The 18,009-nt window shown below is 71.8% G+C and carries 20 protein-coding genes; 5 read left to right on the plus strand and 15 right to left on the minus strand.

From position 1 onward, the window contains the following. Window positions 1-39: 39 nt before the first annotated feature. The 3 genes from ACQ9ZG_RS11930 to ACQ9ZG_RS11940 all read right to left on the minus strand — a co-directional run bounded on the left by ACQ9ZG_RS11930 (window position 40) and on the right by ACQ9ZG_RS11940 (window position 1,801). Window positions 40-1,104: a DUF5954 family protein gene (locus tag ACQ9ZG_RS11930; RefSeq protein ID WP_018492900.1), complete on the minus strand. Its 1,065-nt coding sequence runs from the start codon at window positions 1,102-1,104 to the stop codon at window positions 40-42. A gap of 68 nt (window positions 1,105-1,172) precedes the next feature. Next, window positions 1,173-1,334 carry a hypothetical protein gene (locus ACQ9ZG_RS11935; protein ID WP_181398410.1) on the minus strand — a complete coding sequence of 54 codons (162 nt, stop codon included), beginning with the start codon at window positions 1,332-1,334 and terminating at the stop codon, window positions 1,173-1,175. After that, a complete protein-coding gene (locus ACQ9ZG_RS11940; RefSeq protein ID WP_109917429.1) occupies window positions 1,331-1,801 on the minus strand; it encodes a hypothetical protein in 471 nt (156 codons plus the stop codon). The genes ACQ9ZG_RS11935 and ACQ9ZG_RS11940 overlap by 4 nt, the downstream gene beginning before the upstream one ends. A gap of 159 nt (window positions 1,802-1,960) precedes the next feature. Between ACQ9ZG_RS11940 and ACQ9ZG_RS11945 the strand changes: the two genes are divergently transcribed. Continuing rightward, complete coding sequence (locus ACQ9ZG_RS11945; protein WP_109917430.1) at window positions 1,961-2,533, plus strand: dihydrofolate reductase family protein; 573 nt, start codon at window positions 1,961-1,963, stop codon at window positions 2,531-2,533. A 407-nt stretch (window positions 2,534-2,940) separates the two neighbouring features. Here ACQ9ZG_RS11945 and ACQ9ZG_RS11950 read toward each other — a convergent pair whose 3' ends face one another. From ACQ9ZG_RS11950 to ACQ9ZG_RS11975, 6 genes are all read right to left on the minus strand, one after another. Next, window positions 2,941-4,185, minus strand: a complete 1,245-nt coding sequence (locus tag ACQ9ZG_RS11950) for an MFS transporter (protein ID WP_018492894.1) — start codon at window positions 4,183-4,185, stop codon at window positions 2,941-2,943. Between the two features lie 36 nt (window positions 4,186-4,221). Then, complete coding sequence (locus ACQ9ZG_RS11955; RefSeq protein ID WP_258312453.1) at window positions 4,222-4,809, minus strand: hypothetical protein; 588 nt, start codon at window positions 4,807-4,809, stop codon at window positions 4,222-4,224. After that, window positions 4,806-5,537 (minus strand): 3-oxoacyl-[acyl-carrier-protein] synthase III C-terminal domain-containing protein, encoded by a 732-nt coding sequence (locus ACQ9ZG_RS11960; RefSeq protein ID WP_109917432.1) that lies wholly within the window; start codon window positions 5,535-5,537, stop codon window positions 4,806-4,808. The genes ACQ9ZG_RS11955 and ACQ9ZG_RS11960 overlap by 4 nt, the downstream gene beginning before the upstream one ends. Further along, on the minus strand, window positions 5,534-5,935 hold the full coding sequence (locus ACQ9ZG_RS11965) for an alpha/beta hydrolase family protein (protein ID WP_258312454.1): 402 nt from the start codon (window positions 5,933-5,935) through the stop codon (window positions 5,534-5,536). The genes ACQ9ZG_RS11960 and ACQ9ZG_RS11965 overlap by 4 nt, the downstream gene beginning before the upstream one ends. A gap of 68 nt (window positions 5,936-6,003) precedes the next feature. After that, window positions 6,004-6,354, minus strand: coding sequence for a hypothetical protein (locus tag ACQ9ZG_RS11970; RefSeq protein ID WP_258312455.1), 351 nt, complete (start codon window positions 6,352-6,354; stop codon window positions 6,004-6,006). Window positions 6,355-6,921: 567 nt separating this feature from the next. After that, complete coding sequence (locus ACQ9ZG_RS11975) at window positions 6,922-8,079, minus strand: acyl-CoA dehydrogenase (protein ID WP_010059900.1); 1,158 nt, start codon at window positions 8,077-8,079, stop codon at window positions 6,922-6,924. A gap of 207 nt (window positions 8,080-8,286) precedes the next feature. On the opposite strand from ACQ9ZG_RS11975, the gene ACQ9ZG_RS11980 reads away from it, so the two are divergent. The 3 genes from ACQ9ZG_RS11980 to ACQ9ZG_RS11990 all read left to right on the plus strand — a co-directional run bounded on the left by ACQ9ZG_RS11980 (window position 8,287) and on the right by ACQ9ZG_RS11990 (window position 11,451). Next, window positions 8,287-9,630 carry a UDP-glucose dehydrogenase family protein gene (locus tag ACQ9ZG_RS11980; protein ID WP_028417659.1) on the plus strand — a complete coding sequence of 448 codons (1,344 nt, stop codon included), beginning with the start codon at window positions 8,287-8,289 and terminating at the stop codon, window positions 9,628-9,630. A gap of 82 nt (window positions 9,631-9,712) precedes the next feature. Next, window positions 9,713-10,075, plus strand: coding sequence for a VOC family protein (locus ACQ9ZG_RS11985; protein WP_109917433.1), 363 nt, complete (start codon window positions 9,713-9,715; stop codon window positions 10,073-10,075). Window positions 10,076-10,146: 71 nt separating this feature from the next. Continuing rightward, complete coding sequence (locus ACQ9ZG_RS11990) at window positions 10,147-11,451, plus strand: GDSL-type esterase/lipase family protein (RefSeq protein WP_499280455.1); 1,305 nt, start codon at window positions 10,147-10,149, stop codon at window positions 11,449-11,451. A gap of 148 nt (window positions 11,452-11,599) precedes the next feature. Here ACQ9ZG_RS11990 and ACQ9ZG_RS11995 read toward each other — a convergent pair whose 3' ends face one another. From ACQ9ZG_RS11995 to ACQ9ZG_RS12010, 4 genes are all read right to left on the minus strand, one after another. Beyond that, a complete protein-coding gene (locus ACQ9ZG_RS11995; RefSeq protein ID WP_018492879.1) occupies window positions 11,600-11,986 on the minus strand; it encodes a pentapeptide repeat-containing protein in 387 nt (128 codons plus the stop codon). Between the two features lie 146 nt (window positions 11,987-12,132). After that, window positions 12,133-13,329, minus strand: coding sequence for a dipeptidase (locus tag ACQ9ZG_RS12000; protein ID WP_109915103.1), 1,197 nt, complete (start codon window positions 13,327-13,329; stop codon window positions 12,133-12,135). Window positions 13,330-13,340: 11 nt separating this feature from the next. Beyond that, window positions 13,341-13,886, minus strand: a complete 546-nt coding sequence (gene purE / locus ACQ9ZG_RS12005; RefSeq protein WP_109915104.1) for a 5-(carboxyamino)imidazole ribonucleotide mutase — start codon at window positions 13,884-13,886, stop codon at window positions 13,341-13,343. Further along, window positions 13,883-15,022, minus strand: coding sequence for a 5-(carboxyamino)imidazole ribonucleotide synthase (locus tag ACQ9ZG_RS12010; protein ID WP_109915105.1), 1,140 nt, complete (start codon window positions 15,020-15,022; stop codon window positions 13,883-13,885). The genes purE and ACQ9ZG_RS12010 overlap by 4 nt, the downstream gene beginning before the upstream one ends. A gap of 162 nt (window positions 15,023-15,184) precedes the next feature. Here ACQ9ZG_RS12010 and ACQ9ZG_RS12015 point away from each other — a divergent pair, with 162 nt between their 5' ends. Beyond that, window positions 15,185-15,718: a GtrA family protein gene (locus tag ACQ9ZG_RS12015; RefSeq protein WP_028417653.1), complete on the plus strand. Its 534-nt coding sequence runs from the start codon at window positions 15,185-15,187 to the stop codon at window positions 15,716-15,718. Between the two features lie 21 nt (window positions 15,719-15,739). Here ACQ9ZG_RS12015 and ACQ9ZG_RS12020 read toward each other — a convergent pair whose 3' ends face one another. Together ACQ9ZG_RS12020 and ACQ9ZG_RS12025 are read right to left on the minus strand one after the other, a co-directional pair. Further along, window positions 15,740-17,005 (minus strand): sensor histidine kinase, encoded by a 1,266-nt coding sequence (locus ACQ9ZG_RS12020; protein WP_028417652.1) that lies wholly within the window; start codon window positions 17,003-17,005, stop codon window positions 15,740-15,742. Window positions 17,006-17,063: 58 nt separating this feature from the next. Beyond that, window positions 17,064-17,741: a response regulator transcription factor gene (locus tag ACQ9ZG_RS12025; protein ID WP_018492873.1), complete on the minus strand. Its 678-nt coding sequence runs from the start codon at window positions 17,739-17,741 to the stop codon at window positions 17,064-17,066. Window positions 17,742-18,009: the final 268 nt, after the last annotated feature.

Raw genomic sequence — 18,009 nt, forward strand, 5'->3', positions numbered from 1 at the left:
CCCCTGGGACACCGGACCTTCTGCGAGACGGGACCTTCCCTACGACGACGCCTCCGCGCTCGACCCGTAGGTGATGGTCCCGTGCTCGTCCATACGGGGGTGGATCTGGGAGGGGCCGTAGTCGTCCGTGTCGGACGGGCGCGGTGTCTCCGGTCCGTCCGGCCCGATGCGCATCACGCGCTCGACCCGGACGACGTCGAACCGCTTGCCCCGCACGACGAGTTCGTTGGGCCGGCGGCGGGCGGTGAACTTCTTCGCGGCCCGCTCGTTGACGGCGGCCTCCTTCTCGTCCACCTTCATCCACTCGGGCAGCTCGGGCATGCCCGGCAGGTCGGGAAGCTCCGGCATGGGCCGGGTGAGGTGGTCGACGAGGGCGCGCCGGGCGCCCTGCGGGGTGGCGTGCTGCCCGGTCACCATCGACCAGGACTGCTCGTTCCGCTCCACCACCCGGAACGTGGGCGGCAGGAGCACGACGCCCGGGTGGGTGGTCAACGCCCGCTGGGAATCGGCCCGTACGTCGTCGGGGAAGCGGCTCGCGGTGTACGAGAGGTGGAGCAGCCCGACCCGGTCCATCCCCTCGGTCAGCCCGACGGCCGCCGCGTGGTCGACCACGAAGCCCTTGGTGCGGGAGGTCTCTGGGGCGTCCAGGTCCCAGCCGTCCTCGTCCGGGTCGGTGGCCCGGGGCGGCTCCAGGCGCCCGCCCCCGATCCGGGCGAACTCGTCGGCCCGCACGACGCGGTAGCGCACCCCGGCCGCGGTCACCTCGTTGACCGGCCTGGTCTCCAGGAGGGTCACGGCCTCCAGCAGCGAGCGCCGCTCGGCCCGGTCCCCGGCCTCGTCCTTGGCCTTGTTCCAGAGGTACGAGTTCAGCTCGTCCCGGGCCATCTGCGGGAAGCCGGTGTCGAGTTCACCCAGCAGCCGCCAGCGCGGCCGCTCCCCGCGCCGCTGCTCGGCGAGGCCGAACAGCGGCCCCCGGACGACGATGTTCGGATACTTGCGGACCGAGGCGAAGGCGTCCGCCTCGGTGACCTCGGAGACCGGATCGTCGCGTCGCGTGACGCGGATCGTGAGATGGTCGGGCGACTTCGATGGGTGATCATCCATGCACCCAGTGTGCCGAAGGGGGGTGCCGGTGTCAGGGTTTCCGCGTTTCCGCTCCAGAGGCGGGCGCCTCACCGGCCGCAGGCGTACGGGAGGAAGCGGGGAGCCGGGCCATGAGCACGGAGGCGGGCGCGGGTGCCGGCGTACGCCTCGGCCTTGCCGGACCGGATGCGGCGCTCCGCGCGGTCGACGGGGGTGATCGCGGGGGCGGTGTCATCGGATACGTCGATCACGGGGCGATTCCCTTCGGTTCGAGTTCGGCGAAGTCCTCGTGCAGGGCGTCGAGATGGCGGCCGGTCGGTGCGCCCGCCGCGTTCAGCTCCGCCAGCCGCCAGCCGGGCAGTTGCGCCTCGACCTCGGCGGGGAGCGAGCCGTCCGCCGGGTCCGCCAGGGCGTACAGCACCCCGAACGCCGTCTCCCTGGCGACCTCGCGGGCCAGCGTGCCGAGGTCCTCGGGGGTGAGCCCGGCCGCGAGGGCGCGATCGACGGCGTCGGCCGCCGCCCCGTCGGCTCGGTAGGCGTCCACCCACTGCGGGGCGGCCGTGCCCCAGGCGTCGACGTCCTGCCACACCGCCCGCAGGAGCCGGTAGCGGGCGAGCTGCGGCAGCCCCTCCTCGGCCTCGGACTCCGCCCAGTCCCGGGCGTCGGCGTCCGCCCCCAGGGCGCTGAAGAGGGCGGTCAGCCTGTCGAGTTCGGTCATGGGGAGGGAGGCTACCGGCCCGTGGGCGGGAAGCCGTCCGGCGGTTCGCGGGTGCGGGAGCGATGAGTTCCCGCCTGGCACGCGGTCAGTACATCCGTAAGAGTGAGAAGCGACGCCGGGCGCCGCACCAAGCCCGCCACGACATCCTCAGGAGACCTGATGCGCACCCTGATCAGCACCGCCTTCGTTTCGCTCGACGGTGTCATGGAGGCCCCGGGCGGCGAGCCCGGCTACCGGAACTCGGGGTGGACGTTCAAGGACATCGCGTTCCTGCCGGAGGCGTACGAGCTCAAGGCCCGGGAGCAGGACGAGGCCGCGGCCCTGATGATGGGCCGGGCCAGCTACGAGGCGTTCAGCCCGGTGTGGCCGGGCATGGAGGAGTTCACCGGGTACAAGGCGATGCCGAAGTACGTCGTCTCCACCAAGCTGACCGACGGCGACCTGGTGTCCGACTGGGGCGAGACCACCATCCTGCGGTCACTCGACGAGGTCGCCGCGCTGAAGGAGACCGAGGGCGGCCCGATCATCGTCCACGGCAGCACCGGGCTGAACCGGGACCTCGCGGACGCCGACCTGATCGACCGGTACCACCTGCTGGTCTTCCCGGTCCTGCTCGGCGCGGGCAAGCGGCTGTTCAGCACGACGGACAAGGACCGGCAGAAGCTGAAGCTGGTCGAGCACGAGGCGTACGCCAACGGCATCCAGAAGAACGTCTTCGAGGTCGTCCGCTGACGGGACGGGGTGGTCAGCCGATGCGTGCCCCTCGCAGGACGGTCGTCGCCAGCGGACCGGGGTGCCGGGGTCGACGGTCGCGGTGGGGGCTCCGCCGGCGTACGTACCGGTGGCGATGTAGCCGCCGGCCACGTGGTCGCCGTCCCGGATGGGGCCGGGGTCGGTGGTGAACCGCACGTCGTGCAGGAGCCCGCGCACGGCGCGGACCCAGTCGAGCAGACCGTCCCGGGTGGTGATCCGGTTGGAGTCGGGGAAGCCCAGGTAGCGGGCGAGTTCGGCACTGTGCACCGTGAACGCGTCGGCGATGAACTCCGGGGTGTCCGCGAAGTCGACCTCGCCGTTCCACAGGCCGACGAACCTCTCGAAGAGGATCTTCCCGTGGTCCGTCTCCGGTACGGCGGGGGCGCTCATGCGGAGGCCTCCGTCCCGGGGGCGGGCTGGACCGGAGCCTTCTGCGGTGCGGTGACCCGTACACCGACCAGCAGGGGCAGGACGGCCAGGGCGCAGACCCCGCAGAGAATGCCGATCGTGGTGAAGGAGAAGCTGCTCTGGAGGAGGGCAGCCGCGATGCTGGTGGCCAGCATCATTCCGGCGTACTGGGCCGAGCCGTTGAGGGCCAGGGCGGTGCCGCGCGTCTCCGGGCGCAACTCGCTCACCAGGGTGTTGAGGACCGGCTGGCCGACGCCGACGGCGGTGCCCCACAGGATGAACACGATGAGCACGGGGACGAGGTGCTCGCCGATCAGCGGTACGGCGCTGACCCCCGCCGCGGCGACCAGCGCGGCGGCGACCAGGACCCGGCGCTTGCCCAGCCGGTCGGCGATCCGGCCGCCGAGGAGGGCACCGGCCATGCTGCCCGCTCCCGACCCCATGATCGCGAATCCGGTCTGGGCCTCGTTGAAGTCGAAGCGTTCGGAGAAGAAGACGCCGATGTTGGAGAACATGCCGTACAGGGCGGCGCTCCACAGCAGCGTCGAGCCCAGGACGCACAGCAGGGCGGGGGTGGTGACGGCGCGTCGGATCATGCCAAGGTAGCTCGCCAGTGGGTTGCCCGCCCGCTCCTGCGGGTCCTTGGGGGCCATGGCCGGGAGACGTACCAGGACCATCAGGTAGACGGCGGCGGCGACGAACGCGACGGCGACGAACGCGGCGCGCCAGTTCATCAGGTAGGCGAGGTAGGCGCCGAGCGGGACGCCGAGCACGGTGGAGCTCAGCAGTCCGGCCACGACGATGCCCATGATCTTGCCGCGCTTCTCGAACGGGAAGTTCTCGGCGATCATGGCGTAGACACTCGGCATGATCATGGCCGAGCCGAGTCCGGCCACGGCACGGCTGATCAGGATGACGGTGAAGTCGCCGCCGAGGCCGGTGAGCACGTTGGCCAAGGCGAAGATCACCAGGCCGGTGCAGAGGATCCGCCGCCTGCCCAGGCGGTCCGACATCGCGCCGCACAGCGGTGCCACCAAGGCGAAGAGCAGTGCGTAGGCGCTGACGAACAGACCGCCCGCACGGGCGGCGGTGTTCGTGTCGGCCGCGATCTCGGGAATCAGCGGAACCGTGATCATCGAGTCGAGGCCGACGAGGAACGCGCTGCACACGGCAACGGCCAGCACACGGCCCGGCAGGGCCGGAGCCGATGTGGGGGTGGTCATGAGGAACAGTCCTTCGGTCGTCTTCTGGGTACCTGGTCAGACGCGGGAGGGTGAGGTCCCGGCCAGGATTCGGGTGGGTGTGGCGCTGCGGCGTGCGGCGGCCGGCGGAACGACCGCGGTGCCGGTGGCACGGCAGACCAGGGCCGGTTCGCCGGACGCCTCGGCTCTGAGCAGTTCCGCGACGGTGTCCCCGGCCGCGATGCCGCTGGCGCAGTTCTGTCGGCTGAGGGCGAAGGCCTCGGCGCCGGAGAGTCCCAGCCGGCCCTTGATCTCCTGGGCGGGGTCGATGTGGGCCGGTGCCACCGCCTGTGTGGTGTGCGCGTAGACGGCGTACGTGAGCCGAGCGCGCACCAGCGGGTTCGCCGTGATGCGGCGGGCCGCCGGCAGCACCACGTCGAACAGGTCGAGGTCCGGGTCGAAACGGATCTCCTTGAGCCCGTGGACGCGCTCGAAGAGACGGAGCTCCGTCCGGCGCAGACCGAGCCGGTCGGCCAGTTGGCCGATGGGCACGATCCGCTCCGGTGCAAAGGATTCCACGGCCTCCAGGGTCGTGACGGACGCCTTCATCGCGGACTCTCCAGGTTCGTGGGGCAGGCCGGTGCGGCTCCGCTCGGTGGCTGTCACCGCGCACCTCCCCGGTGGGTCAGTGCCAGAGCGGTGACGGTCGCGCCCGCGCCGACGCCGGCCATCAGGTCGCGCCGGCCGTCGACGAGGCGCCCCGCGGTCCGCAGGGTCGTGCAGTCGACGAACGGGTCGGCGGCGAAACAGTGGCTGTAGCGGGGGATGTTCTCCAGGAACACCCGGTCCGCGGTGACGCCCAGCTCGGCGATGGTGTTGCGCCAGGCCAGCATGTTGACGTTGCACGGGACGACCAGGTCGATGTCGTCCAGGGCGAGGCCCGCCTCGCGCACCGCCCCGCGCATCAGGGCCCGGTCGGCCGGTGCGCCGTCGGCGAGGAGCCGGGTCGCGACCTCGACGGCTCCGAGCCCTCCGGCGCAGTTCTGCTGGCTCAGCGCGAACGCCTCCGCGTGGCCGGGTCCCAGGGCGTCGCGCAGGACGGCCGCCGCGTCGAACCCGGCGGGCGCGACCTCGTGGATGGCGTGCACGTAGATCAGGAAGCGGATCCGGTGCGGCTGCTCCAGGCTCTCGACGACCTGTCGGGCGGCCGGCAGGAGCAGGTCGAACAGCGATGCCCCGGGGTCGTGGTGCAAGGTGTGCAGGCCGTGGACCTTGCGGAACAGCGACATCTTGGCCCGGCTCAAGCCGAGAGGCCCCGCCAGGGTCTCGATGGCGACCCGGCGGTCCGGGAGATGGCTCTCCACCCGTTCGAGGGTGGCGATCGGCGCGGTCATGACCGTGCTCCGTCCGGGTCCGCGCCATCGGCCAGGACCGGGTCCAGCCAGCGGGTGACGGCGTGCGCGGTCGTGCCCGCGTGCTCCGCCGGCACAGTGAAGTGGTCACCCGGTACGTCCACCGTGGTGTCCGCGAGCGCCCAGCGCGGCCGGTCGTGCGTACCGGTGCGCTCCTCGGCCCGTACGAGCAGGGGCGGCACGGACAGCTTCCGCGGAGTCTGCCCCTCGAAGAGCTGGATGCAGCCGCCCATCGCCACGAGCCGGTCGTCGTCGAGCCACTGGCTGCTGTGCTCGTCCAGCATCCGGTCGGCGACCATCGAGAGATCGCTGATGTCCAGCGGGCAGTCCAGGGTGTCGATCAGAACGACGGACCGCGGGGCCGTGCCCTGTTCAGCCAACCGCTGGGGCGACCGCGTGCGCGATCCAGCCGCCCGTGGACCGGCCCACCAGCACCAGCGGCCTGCCGTCAGCGAGTCGGGCCGTGCCCCGGGCGAGCGCGTCGACGAGCGCGCGCACCGACGCGACAGGCGATGTAGTGGGCCGGCGACCAGAAGTCGTGCCCCTGGTGATACGTCCACCCGTGCGCGACGAGTCCGATACGGGTGGGGTCCCACCCGGTGCCGTCGAGCACGCGGGCGGCGGCCCGGACAGCCATCTCGGGCGCCGAGAGGTCTTCCGAGACCGGCACCTCCGTGAGTGCCAGGTCCTCGGCGTCACCGGCCGTCAGGCGTCCGGCGGAAACCATCTCGCCAACGCTTTCCCGGCCATCGGGAATCCACGTGGCCACGTCGAATAATAATGACGGCTCCAACTTCACTGCTGCCTCTCCCCCGTCTTCACCGGTACGCGCACCTGCGTGCGGCCATATGCCCGCACGGTCGGCTCCATCCCGTTCCGGCCACCGATGATCTTCGCACCCAAACCCTGTCAACCACCCGATCGGCCTGTCAAGGCGAATTCTGCCGACCCATCTCGCCATACCGGCAGTGGCGCAAGTGCATTGCCTCCTCGATCGCCAAGCGGAAGGCACATCGTGGCTGCCACGGGCCCAGGCAGGGCTTCAGGCCCCCGACGGGAAGGGCGGAAGCGGAATAGATCCGAGCGTCACGAATTCGAAAATCGGCCAAATATTTGAGCGATCGAGAATCGGGGCCCGGATCCGGTCGACCGAGGAGGAGAAGTGGCCCGAATGATGTCGCACCATTTGTGAGGGCATCGTGAAGTCCGACATCGACAGGCGAAAGAAGCTGAACAACAAGATGAATTTCAGCCCCGCTGTCGCGGAAATAAGCCCGTTCCTCCGCCGGCAACGACAAAGCCCCCGGAGTCATTCCGGGGGCTTGTCGCGTCGGGAGCCGTTTCCGGCCCACCGCACAGAAGGCCGTTACGGCAGGTTGCGCGCCATCACGATGCGCTGGACCTGGTTCGTGCCCTCGTAGATCTGGGTGATCTTGGCGTCACGCATCATGCGCTCCACCGGGTAGTCCCGCGTGTAGCCATAGCCGCCGAGCAGCTGGACGGCGTCCGTGGTGACCTCCATCGCGACGTCCGAGGCGAAGCACTTGGCGGCCGCGCCCTGGAAGGTCAGGTCGGCGTCGCCCCGCTCCGACTTGGCGGCGGCCGCGTACGTGAGCTGGCGGGCCGCCTCGATCTTCATCGCCATGTCCGCGAGCATGAACTGGATGCCCTGGAAGTCGGCGATCGGCTTGCCGAACTGCTTGCGCTCCTGGACATAGCCCTTGGCGTAGTCCAGCGCGCCCTGGGCGATGCCGAGGGCCTGGGCCGCGATCGTGATGCGGGTGTGGTCCAGGGTCTTCATCGCGGTGGCGAAGCCCGTGCCCTCCTCGCCGATCATGCGGTCCGCGGGGATGCGCACGTTGTCGAGGTAGACCTCGCGGGTCGGGGAGCCCTTGATGCCGAGCTTCTTCTCCGGGGCGCCGAAGGAGACGCCCTCGTCGGACTTCTCCACGACGAACGCCGAGATGCCCTTGGAGCGCTTGGTCGGGTCGGTGACCGCCATGACCGTGTAGTACTCGGAGACGCCCGCGTTGGTGATCCAGCGCTTCACGCCGTTGAGGACCCAGAAGTCGCCGTCGCGCACGGCCTTCGTCTTCATGCCCGCCGCGTCGGAGCCGGCGTCCGGCTCGGAGAGGGCGTACGAGAACATCGCGTCGCCCTTGGCGAGCGGGCCCAGGTACTTGGCCTTCAGCTCCTCGGAGCCCGAGAGGATCACCGGGAGCGAGCCGAGCTTGTTCACGGCCGGGATCAGGGAGGAGGAAGCGCAGACGCGGGCCACCTCCTCGATCACGATGACCGTGGCGAGCGCGTCCGCGCCGGCCCCGCCGTACTCCTCCGGGACGTGGACGGCGGCGAGGTCCGACGAGACCAGGGCGTCCAGCGCCTCCTGCGGGAAGCGGCTCTCCTCGTCGACCGCGGCGGCGAAGGGGGCGATCTTCGACTCGGCGAGCGCGCGGATCGTCTCGCGGAGCATGTCGTGCTCCTCGGCCGGACGGTACAGGTCGAAATCGGTCGAACCCGCCAAGACGCTCACTCCCCAGATGCTAACTACCGTTAAGTAACTCAATTTTAGTGGGCCGACCGCCCGGCGGCATACGTGACGAGCACGTGAGCTTGCCGACAGGGGTGGGGCATGGGGGAGGTACCGGGCATATCGAGCGGTGAGATCCGGCCTCCGGGTCCCCGACTATGCTCGGTCCGCACGTCCGCCCGTACCTCCCAGGAGCACCCCATGGCCCTCAGGATCACCGTGATCGGCACCGGCTATCTCGGCGCCACCCATGCCGCGGCCATGGCCGAGCTGGGCTTCGAGGTCCTGGGGCTCGACGTCGTGCCGGAGAAGATCGAGCTGCTCTCCGCCGGGCGGGTGCCGATGTACGAACCCGGGCTGGAGGAGATGCTCCAGCGCCATGTCGCCGGGATCGCGGGCTCCACCGGGCGGCTGCGCTTCACCACCTCCTGGGAGGAGGTCGCGGACTTCGGGGACGTGCACTTCGTCTGCGTGAACACCCCGCAGAAGCACGGCGAGTACGCCTGTGACATGAGCTACGTCGACAGCGCCTTCACCTCCCTCGCCCCGCACCTCACCCGGCCCACCCTGGTCGTCGGCAAGTCGACCGTCCCCGTCGGCTCCGCCGCCCGCCTCGCCGCCCGCCTCGCGGAGCTGGCCCCCGTCGGCGCCGACGCCGAGCTGGCCTGGAACCCGGAGTTCCTGCGCGAGGGCTTCGCCGTCGACGACACCCTGCACCCGGACCGGATCGTCGTCGGCGTGGAGAGCGAGGGGGCCGAGAAGCTGCTGCGCGAGGTGTACGCCGTGCCGGTCGCCGAGGGCTCGCCCTTCGTCGTCACCGACTTCCCCACCGCCGAGCTGGTGAAGACCTCCGCCAACTCCTTCCTCGCCACCAAGATCTCTTTCATCAATGCCATGGCCGAGGTCTGCGAGGCCGCCGACGGGGACGTCGTGAAGCTGGCGGAGGCCATCGGCCACGACGACCGCATCGGGAAGAAGTTCCTGCGGGCCGGGATCGGCTTCGGCGGCGGCTGTCTGCCCAAGGACATCCGGGCCTTCATGGCGCGCGCCGGTGAGCTGGGCGCCGACCAGGCCCTCACCTTCCTCCGCGAGGTCGACTCCATCAACATGCGCCGCCGCGGCCACATGGTCGAGCTGGCCCGGGAGGCCGTGGGCGGCGGCTCGTTCCTCGGCAAGCGGGTCGGCGTCCTCGGCGCCGCCTTCAAGCCGGACTCCGACGACGTACGCGACTCCCCCGCCCTCAACGTCGCCGGGCAGATCCACCTCCAGGGCGGCCAGGTCACCGTCTTCGACCCGAAGGGCATGGACAACGCCCGCCGCCTCTTCCCGACGCTCGGTTACGCGGACTCCGCGCTGGAGGCCGTGCGCGGCGCGGACGTGGTGCTGCACCTGACGGAGTGGCGCGAGTTCCGCGAGCTGGACCCGGCGGCGCTGGGCGAGGCGGTCTCCCGGCGGATCATCCTGGACGGGCGCAACGCCCTGGACAGCTCCGTGTGGCGCGAGGCCGGGTGGACGTACCGGGCGATGGGGCGGCCGAAAGCCTGAGCGCCCGCGCACCTCTGCGCCGGTACGGGGTAGGCCTCTCCCCGTGCCGCGACAACGCGGTGCCCACCGGGAGGTATGCCTCATGCCCATCGCCACGCTCGGCGCCGTCGTCCTGGACTGCCCCGACCCCGTCGCGCTCGCCCGCTTCTACGCCGCCCTGATCGGCGGCACCGTCGAGGACGAAGGGGGTCGCTGGGTCGACCTCACCGGCGCCCCGGGCACCCCGCTCGCCTTCCAGGCCGCCCCCGGCTTCGCACCTCCGCAGTGGCCCCGCGCCGACGGCTCCCAGCAGTTCCACCTGGACCTGACCGTGCAGGACCTGGACGCGGCGGAGCGCGAGGTGCTGGCGCTGGGGGCCCGGCCGCTGGACACGGAGGACCGGAAGCGCTCCTTCCGGGTCTACGCGGACCCGGCCGGGCATCCGTTCTGCCTCTGCGCCGACTGAGGCCTGCCGCACCGGGGTGCGCGGTGTGCCGGATACGTGGTGATCATGGCGTCCGTGGAAAGGCTGAGGGCATGGACGACTCGTACGGCCCCGATCCCGCCACCGCGCCCCTGCCGGCCCCCTGGGTCACCACCCCCGTCACCGGCGACCTGCTGCGCGGCGCCCTCGACCTGGAGCGCACCGCGCGCGGCGGCCTCCTCCCCCACCGGCTGCCCGCCCGGGCCCGCGCCCAGTCCGGCGGCGACGAGCAGGTGGCACAGGCCGAGTCCCAGCCCGCCGGGGTGCGGGTGGTGTTCCGGACCCGGGCCACCGCCGTCGAGCTGGAGGTGCTGCGCACGGTCGTCGGCTACCGGGGCGTCCCGGCCCCGCCGGACGGCGCGTACGACCTCCATGTCGACGGGGAGCCGGCCGGGCGGGCCACCGCGAGCGGGGGCGACCGGGTGACCGTCGATCTGGCGGAGGGGGGCCGGGAGACCGTACGCGGGCCGGTCTGCCGGGTCCGGTTCGACGGGCTGCCCGGGCGGGAGAAGACCGTCGAGATCTGGCTCCCGTACACCGAGACCGCCGAACTGTTCGGCCTGCGCACCGACGCCCCGGTCGCCGCGGTGGCGCCGGACGGGCGGCGCGTGTGGCTGCACCACGGCAGCTCCATCAGCCACGGGGCCGCCGCCGACAGCTCCGCCACCGCCTGGCCCGCCCTGGCCGCCGCCGTGGGAGGCGTGGAGCTGGTCAATCTGGGGCTCGGCGGCAGCGCCCTGCTCGATCCGTTCACCGCGCGCACGCTGCGGGACACCCCGGCCGAGCTGATCAGCGTCAAACTCGGCATCAACGTGGTCAACCGGGATCTGATGCGGCTGCGCGCCTTCGGCCCGGCCGTCCACGGCTTCCTCGACACCATCCGCGAGGGGCACCCCGCCACGCCCCTGCTGGTGGTCTCGCCCATCCTCTGCCCGGCCCAGGAGGAGACCCCGGGCCCGGCCGCGCCGGACATCCGGGACGGGCGGGTGGAGTTCGCGGCCCTGGGCGACCCGGCGGAGGCGGCGCTCGGGAAGCTGACCCTCCGGGTCGTACGGGAGGAGCTGGCCCGGATCGTGGCGGAGCGGGCGGCCGAGGACCCGGCCCTGCACTACCTGGACGGCCGCGTGCTCTACGGGGAGGCCGACTTCGCGGAGCTGCCGCTGCCCGACCGGCTGCATCCGGACGCCGCCGCCCACCGCCGCATGGGCGAGCGCTTCGGGGCGTACGCCTTCGCGCCGGGAGGGCCGTTCGCGGCGCCGGGAGAGCCTTTCGCGAGGGCGGGAGAGCCGTCCGCGGGGGCGGGAGAGCCGTTCACAGGGCCGGGAGGGCCGTCCGCGGGGGTGGGAGGGGGCTCCTAGGGGGTGGGTGGTGGGCGCCCTGCCTCGGGGGCTGCCCCGCCCGGAGCCTCGGGGGCTGCCCCGCCCGGACGCACCTGGGCCGGCCACCGGTGGAGCGGGTGGCCGGCCCAGGGGTGCCGCCCGGCTTCCGCCGGGGGTGACGCGCGGTTCAGTTGCCGATGCCGGAGCTGCCCACGCCGGTGTTGCCGATGCCGGAGCTGCCGAGGCCCGAGTTGCCGTGGCCGTGGCTGCCGACGCCCGTGTTGCCGATACCGGCGTTGCCCCAACCCCAGTTGCCGAGACCGGCGTTGCCGACGCCGCCGTTGAAGCCGCCCGCGTTGCCGACGCCCACGTTGTGGATGCCCGCGTTGCCCAGGCCCCAGTTGCCGATGCCCGCGTTGCCGGCGCCGCCGTTGAAGGCGCCCGCACTCCCGACGCCGGAGTTCCCGATGCCCGAGCTGCCCACGCCACCGGCGCTGGCCACGCCCGCGCCGCCGAGGGTGAGGACGGCCGCGGCACCGAGCGCGGTCGTGACACGGAGAAGATTCGTGCGCATCGTTGCGTACCTCCTGTTAGGGATTCCTTGAGGGGATTCCTGCCAGCTATCCCTAACATGAGGTTGCGTCAGATACGGGGATGATTGCCCGAATTCACCGTGTCGCCGGAAGCATCGGGGAACGTCCCGCAGGGCGCGGCGCGGACCTACCGCAGCCGTCCCCCGTCCAGCTCCTCGATCGTCGCGTGCGAGGGGCCCCGGGTGCTCTGCTCGTCGCGGGCCACGGCCTCCGCGTCGCGCAGGACCCGTACGGCGTTCTGCCAGGTCAGCTTGGCGAGGTCGCCCTCGGACCAGCCGCGCCGCAGCAGCTCCGCGATCAGGTTCGGATAGCCGGAGACGTCCTCCAGGCCGCGCGGGGTGAACGCCGTGCCGTCGTAGTCGCCGCCGATGCCGATGTGGTCGATGCCCGCGACCGCCCGCATGTGGTCCAGGTGGTCGGCGATGGTGGCGACCGTGGCCTCGGGACGCGGGTGGGCGGCCTCGAAGTCCTCGTGGATGCGCATCGCCTGCGGGGTGGTGTCCAGGTGGTGCAGCCCGTGGTCGCGCATGTTGCGGTCGGCGGCCAGGGTCCAGGCGACCGCCTCGGGCAGCACGAACTTCGGCACGAAGGTCGCCATCGCGACGCCGCCGTTGGCCGGGAGGGAGGCCAGCACGTCGTCGGGGATGTTGCGCGGGTGGTCGCAGACGGACCGGGCCGAGGAGTGCGAGAAGATCACCGGCGCGGTGCTGGTGGCGATCGCGTCGCGCATGACGCCGTCCGCCACGTGGCTGAGGTCGACCAGCATGCCGACGCGGTTCATCTCGCGGACGACCTCGTGGCCGAAGGCGGAGAGGCCGCCGAGGCGGCGCAGATCGGTGGCGCTGTCGGCCCAGTCGATGTTGTCGTTGTGGGTGAGCGTCATGTAGCGGACGCCCAGCTCGTACAGGGCGCGCAGGGTGCCCAGCGAGTTGTTGATGGAGTGGCCGCCCTCGGCACCCATCAGGGAGGCGATCCGGCCCTCGGCGCGGGCCTTCTCCAGGTCGTCGGCGGTGAGCGCGCGCCGCAGGTGGGTGGGGTAGCGGGCGATCAGCTCGGCGACGACGTCGATCTGCTCCAGCGTGGCGCTGACCGCCGCGTCGCCGGTCAGGTCGGTGCGGACGTACACCGACCAGAACTGGCCGCCGACCCCGCCCGCGCGCAGCCGGGCCAGGTCGGTGTGGAGCAGGCCGCGCTGGTCGGCGGCGATGTCCCGGGCGTCCAGGTCGTAGCCGACCTGCTCGCGCAGGGCCCAGGGGAGGTCGTTGTGGCCGTCCACGACGGGGTGGGCGGCGAGCAGTTCGTGGGCGCGGGCGAGGTGGTCCATGGGGCCGCCCCCTACTTTCCGAAGCCGAAGGAGTCGGAGCCCTGGACCTTGGAGCGCAGGCGCTTGCCCTTCTCCGTCGCCTGGGCGTTCAGCTCCTGCTGGAACTCCCGCATCCGGTCCTGGAGCGCGGGGTCCCGGGTGGCCAGGATGCGGGCGGCGAGCAGGCCCGCGTTGCGCGCGCCGCCGACCGAGACGGTCGCGACGGGGACCCCGGCGGGCATCTGGACGATGGAGAGCAGGCTGTCCATGCCGTCCAGGTACTTCAGCGGCACCGGGACGCCGATGACCGGCAGCGGGGTGACCGAGGCGAGCATCCCGGGCAGGTGGGCCGCGCCGCCCGCGCCCGCGATGACGGCCTTCAGCCCGCGGTCCGCCGCCTCCTCGCCGTACGCGATCATCTCGCGCGGCATGCGGTGGGCGGAGACGACGTCGACCTCGTACGGGATCTCGAACTCGTCGAGCGCCTTGGCGGCGGCCTCCATGACGGGCCAGTCGGAGTCGGAGCCCATGACGATGCCGACGAGGGGGGCGGGGGATCCGGTGCCGGGGGAAGTCATTCGGTGATCGTTCCTCGCAGGTAGTCGGCCGCGTGCCGGGCGCGCTCCCGCACGTCCGCCAGGTCGTCGCCGTAGGTGTTGACGTGGCCGACCTTGCGGCCGGGCTTCACGTCCTTTCCGTACATGTGGATCTTGAGCTGCGGGTCGCGGGCCATGCAGTGCAGGTACGCCTGGTACATGTCCGGGAAGTCGCCGCCCAGGACGTTGCACATGACCGTCCAGGGGGCGCGCGGGCGCGGGTCGCCGAGGGGGAGGTCGAGGACCGCCCGGACGTGGTTGGCGAACTGCGAGGTGATCGCGCCGTCCATGGTCCAGTGGCCCGAGTTGTGCGGGCGCATGGCCAGCTCGTTGACCAGGATGCGGCCGTCGCGGGTCTCGAACAGCTCCACCGCGAGGTGGCCGACGACCCCCAGCTCCGCGGCGATACGGAGCGCCAGCTGCTGGGCCTCGCCCGCCAGCTCCTCCGAGAGATCGGGGGCGGGGGCGATCACCGTGTCGCAGACCCCGTCGACCTGGATCGACTCGACCACCGGGTAGGCCACGGCCTGGCCGTGCGGCGAGCGGACGATGTTCGCCGCCAGCTCCCGTACGAAGTCGACCTTCTCCTCCGCGAGGACCGGGACCCCGGCGCGGAACGGGTCGGCCGCGTCCGCCTCGGAGCGGACCACCCACACGCCCTTGCCGTCGTACCCGCCGCGCACGGTCTTGAGGACGACGGGGAAGCCCCCGACCTCCTCGGCGAACGCGGCGGCGTCGGCCGGGTCGCTCACGATGCGGTGGCGGGGGCAGGGCGCGCCGATCTCCGTGAGCCTGGCGCGCATCACCCCCTTGTCCTGCGCGTGCACCAGGGCATCGGGGCCGGGGCGCACGGGGATGCCGTCCGCCTCCAGGGCCCGCAGGTGCTCGGTGGGCACGTGCTCGTGGTCGAAGGTGATCACGTCGCAGCCCTGGGCGAAGGCACGGAGCGTGTCCAGGTCGCGATAGTCGCCGATGACGACCTCGCTGACCACCTGGGCCGCCGAGTCCTGGGGCGTGTCACTGAGGAGCTTGAATTTCAGGCCGAGGGGGATACCCGCCTCGTGGGTCATGCGGGCGAGCTGACCGCCGCCGACCATGCCGACTACCGGGAACGTCACACCCCCAGGGTATCGGGCGCGCCGGGGGCGCCCGGACGCCGTCCGGGTGCCGTGCCCGGCGGGCTCGCGGACATCGCCGGTCCATCACCCGGGAGGGCTGGATAGCATGGCCGGGTTGACGGAACCGTCGACGCCATCGAACGGACGGACTGGGCGATCACCATGAGCGAACGGGGCGCACTGCGGACCCGGCTTGATCTGCTGGCCCGGGAGGTCGCCAAGTTCGGCGCGGTCGGTGCGGTGGGGCTGCTGGTCAACATCGCCGTCTTCAACCTGCTCCGGCACACCACCGACCTCCAGGTCGTCCGGGCGAGCGTGCTGGCGACCTTCGTCGCGATCCTCTGCAACTACGTGGGCTTCCGCTACTGGACCTACCGGGAGCGCGACAAGACCGGCCGGACCCGTGAGCTGTCGCTGTTCGTGCTGTTCAGCGCGGCGGGTGCGGTGATCGAGAACGGCGTGCTGTATCTGGCGACGTACGGCTTCGACTGGAACAGCCCGGTCCAGAGCAACTTCTTCAAGATCCTCGGCATCGGGATCGCCACCCTCTTCCGCTTCTGGTCCTACCGGACCTGGGTCTTCAAGACGCTTCCGGCGCCGCCCCCGGCCGACGAGGAGGCCGTGCCCGGCACGGAGCGGTTTCTGGAGCAGCGACGGCCGGCGGAGACGGTAGAGCGCGCTCCCGTACGGAACTGAGCCCCGGACCCGGGAAGGCGCTCAGCGCACCGGGCGTTCGGGGTCCTTGCGGTCCAGCGGGATGCGGCTGAGGAAGAGCGCGAAGACCGCCGGGTGCTGCTGGAGCAGCTCCAGCCTGCCGCCGTCCGCCTCCGCGAGGTCCCGGGCGACGGCCAGGCCGATGCCGGTGGAGTTGCGGCCGCTGATCGTCCGCTCGAAGATCCGGGCGCCCAGCTCGGCCGGGACGCCGGGGCCCTCGTCGGTCACCTCGATCACGACCTGGTTGCCGGTGACCCGGGTGCGCAGGGCGACGGTGCCGCCGCCGTGCATGAGCGAGTTCTCGATCAGCGCCGCGAGGACCTGGGCGACCGCGCCCGGGGTGCCGACCGCCCGCAGCCCGTGCTTGCCCGAGCAGACCAGGGCGCGGCCGGTGGAGCGGTAGGCGGGGCGCCACTCCTCGATCTGCTGCTTGATCACCTCGTCCAGGTCGAAGACGACGGCGGAGCCCGTACGCGGGTCGCGGGAGTTGGTCAGCAGCCGCTCGACGACGTCGGTGAGGCGCTCGACCTGGGTGAGGGCGATGTTCGCCTCCTCCTTGACCGTCTCCGGGTCGTCGGTCACCGAGATCTCCTCCAGCCGCATGGAGAGCGCGGTGAGCGGCGTACGGAGCTGGTGCGAGGCGTCCGCCGCGAGCCGCCGCTCGGCGGTGAGCATCCGGGCGATCCGCTCGGCGGAGGCGTCCAGGACGTCCGCGACCCGGTCCAGCTCGGGCACCCCGTACCGCTTGTGGCGCGGGCGGGGGTCGCCGGAGCCGAGGCGTTCGGCGGTCTCGGCGAGGTCGGTGAGCGGGGAGGCGAGCCGGTTGGCCTGGCGTACGGCCAGGAGCACGGCCGAGATGATCGCGAGGAGCGCCACCGCGCCGATGATCAGGAGCGTGCGGCCGACCTCGCGGGTGACGGCCGAGCGGGACTCCTCGATGGTGACCTTCTCGCCCTGCTCACCGGTCTCGGTGGCGCGCAGGACGCTGCCGGTGGGGCGCTCCCCCACGGCGATGGGCTCGCGGCCGGGGATCTCGATCAGGGCGAACCGGGTGGGGTCGATCTGCTCGGAGAGCACCCCGGCGTTGATCACCTCGTCGCCCAGCAGCCTGCTGTCCACCACGCTGATCAGCCGCAGCGCCTCGGACTCGACGCTCTCCTGGGCGCTGGCGCTGATGGTGCGCGTCTCCACGATGACGAGGGAGACGCCGAAGACGGCGATGACCACGAGGACCACGGCGAGCGTGGAGTTGATCAGCCGGCGGCGCATCGTCGTCCCGCGTCATCGAGTCGTCCCGCGTCATCGAAGTGCATGAGGGCTTCGTACGTCAGCTCTTCTCGAACCGGAAGCCGACGCCCCGGACCGTGGCGATGTAGCGCGGATTGGCCGCGTCGTCGCCGAGCTTCTTGCGGAGCCAGGAGATGTGCATGTCCAGCGTCTTGGTCGAGGACCACCAGGTCGTGTCCCAGACCTCGCGCATCAGCTGGTCGCGCGTGACGACCCGGCCGGCGTCCCGGACCAGGACCCGCAGCAGGTCGAACTCCTTGGCGGTGAGCTGGAGTTCCTCCTCGCCCATCCAGGCCCGGTGCGACTCGACGTCGATCCTGACGCCGTGGGTGGCGGGCTGTGCGACGGGCTCGGCGGCACCGCGCCGGAGCAGGGCCCGGACCCGGGCGAGCAGCTCGGCGAGGCGGAAGGGCTTGGTCACGTAGTCGTCGGCGCCGGCGTCCAGGCCGACCACCGTGTCGACCTCGTCAGCGCGGGCCGTCAGCACCAGGATCGGCACGGTGTGGCCGTCGGCACGGAGGCGGCGGGCGACTTCGAGGCCGTCCATCCCGGGCAGTCCCAGATCGAGGACCACGAGGTCGATGCCGCCCTGGAGTCCGGCGTCGAGCGCCGTAGGGCCGTCCTGGCGGACCTCGACCTCGTAACCCTCCCGACGCAGTGCGCGGGCCAGCGGCTCCGAGATGGACGCGTCGTCCTCGGCGAGCAGTACACGGGTCATGGACTGATGGTAGTCCGGCCGGGACGTACAGGGTGAGGCCCGGACCGGAGCCTGCGGGTCAGCGCCATATCCCGGACGGGAACCTTGGAATGTGGGAGCCTGGTTCCAGCCTTACCTGTGATCCATGTCTCAAGTCCTTCCATATGGTGCTGTGTCGTGTCGTATGGTGTCCCGACGCCTGATGCACTACGCAAGGACCTTTGGGCCGCCATGAGCGCCAAGGGTCCCTTCTGTGTGCTGGACCGGTTCGCGCCGGCCCGTAATCGAG

The organism is Streptomyces araujoniae (genome assembly GCF_050871195.1).
In the GTDB taxonomy this organism is placed as follows: Bacteria; Actinomycetota; Actinomycetes; order Streptomycetales; family Streptomycetaceae; genus Streptomyces; species Streptomyces bacillaris.

Bases quoted from the DNA above. Each gene is read 5' to 3' on its own strand.
- ACQ9ZG_RS11985 (WP_109917433.1), top strand. From the start codon at position 9,713: ATGCCCATCGCCACGCTCGGCGCCGTCGTCCTGGACTGCCCCGACCCC.
- ACQ9ZG_RS11945 (WP_109917430.1), top strand. From the start codon at position 1,961: ATGCGCACCCTGATCAGCACCGCCTTCGTTTCGCTCGACGGTGTCATG.
- ACQ9ZG_RS11990 (WP_499280455.1), top strand. From the start codon at position 10,147: ATGGACGACTCGTACGGCCCCGATCCCGCCACCGCGCCCCTGCCGGCC.
- ACQ9ZG_RS12000 (WP_109915103.1), bottom strand. From the start codon at position 13,329: ATGGACCACCTCGCCCGCGCCCACGAACTGCTCGCCGCCCACCCCGTC.
- ACQ9ZG_RS12020 (WP_028417652.1), bottom strand. From the start codon at position 17,005: ATGCGCCGCCGGCTGATCAACTCCACGCTCGCCGTGGTCCTCGTGGTC.
- ACQ9ZG_RS11995 (WP_018492879.1), bottom strand. From the start codon at position 11,986: ATGCGCACGAATCTTCTCCGTGTCACGACCGCGCTCGGTGCCGCGGCC.
- ACQ9ZG_RS12025 (WP_018492873.1), bottom strand. From the start codon at position 17,741: ATGACCCGTGTACTGCTCGCCGAGGACGACGCGTCCATCTCGGAGCCG.
- ACQ9ZG_RS11930 (WP_018492900.1), bottom strand. From the start codon at position 1,104: ATGGATGATCACCCATCGAAGTCGCCCGACCATCTCACGATCCGCGTC.
- ACQ9ZG_RS11960 (WP_109917432.1), bottom strand. From the start codon at position 5,537: ATGACCGCGCCGATCGCCACCCTCGAACGGGTGGAGAGCCATCTCCCG.
- ACQ9ZG_RS12015 (WP_028417653.1), top strand. From the start codon at position 15,185: ATGAGCGAACGGGGCGCACTGCGGACCCGGCTTGATCTGCTGGCCCGG.
- ACQ9ZG_RS11940 (WP_109917429.1), bottom strand. From the start codon at position 1,801: ATGACCGAACTCGACAGGCTGACCGCCCTCTTCAGCGCCCTGGGGGCG.
- purE (WP_109915104.1), bottom strand. From the start codon at position 13,886: ATGACTTCCCCCGGCACCGGATCCCCCGCCCCCCTCGTCGGCATCGTC.
- ACQ9ZG_RS11980 (WP_028417659.1), top strand. From the start codon at position 8,287: ATGGCCCTCAGGATCACCGTGATCGGCACCGGCTATCTCGGCGCCACC.
- ACQ9ZG_RS11950 (WP_018492894.1), bottom strand. From the start codon at position 4,185: ATGACCACCCCCACATCGGCTCCGGCCCTGCCGGGCCGTGTGCTGGCC.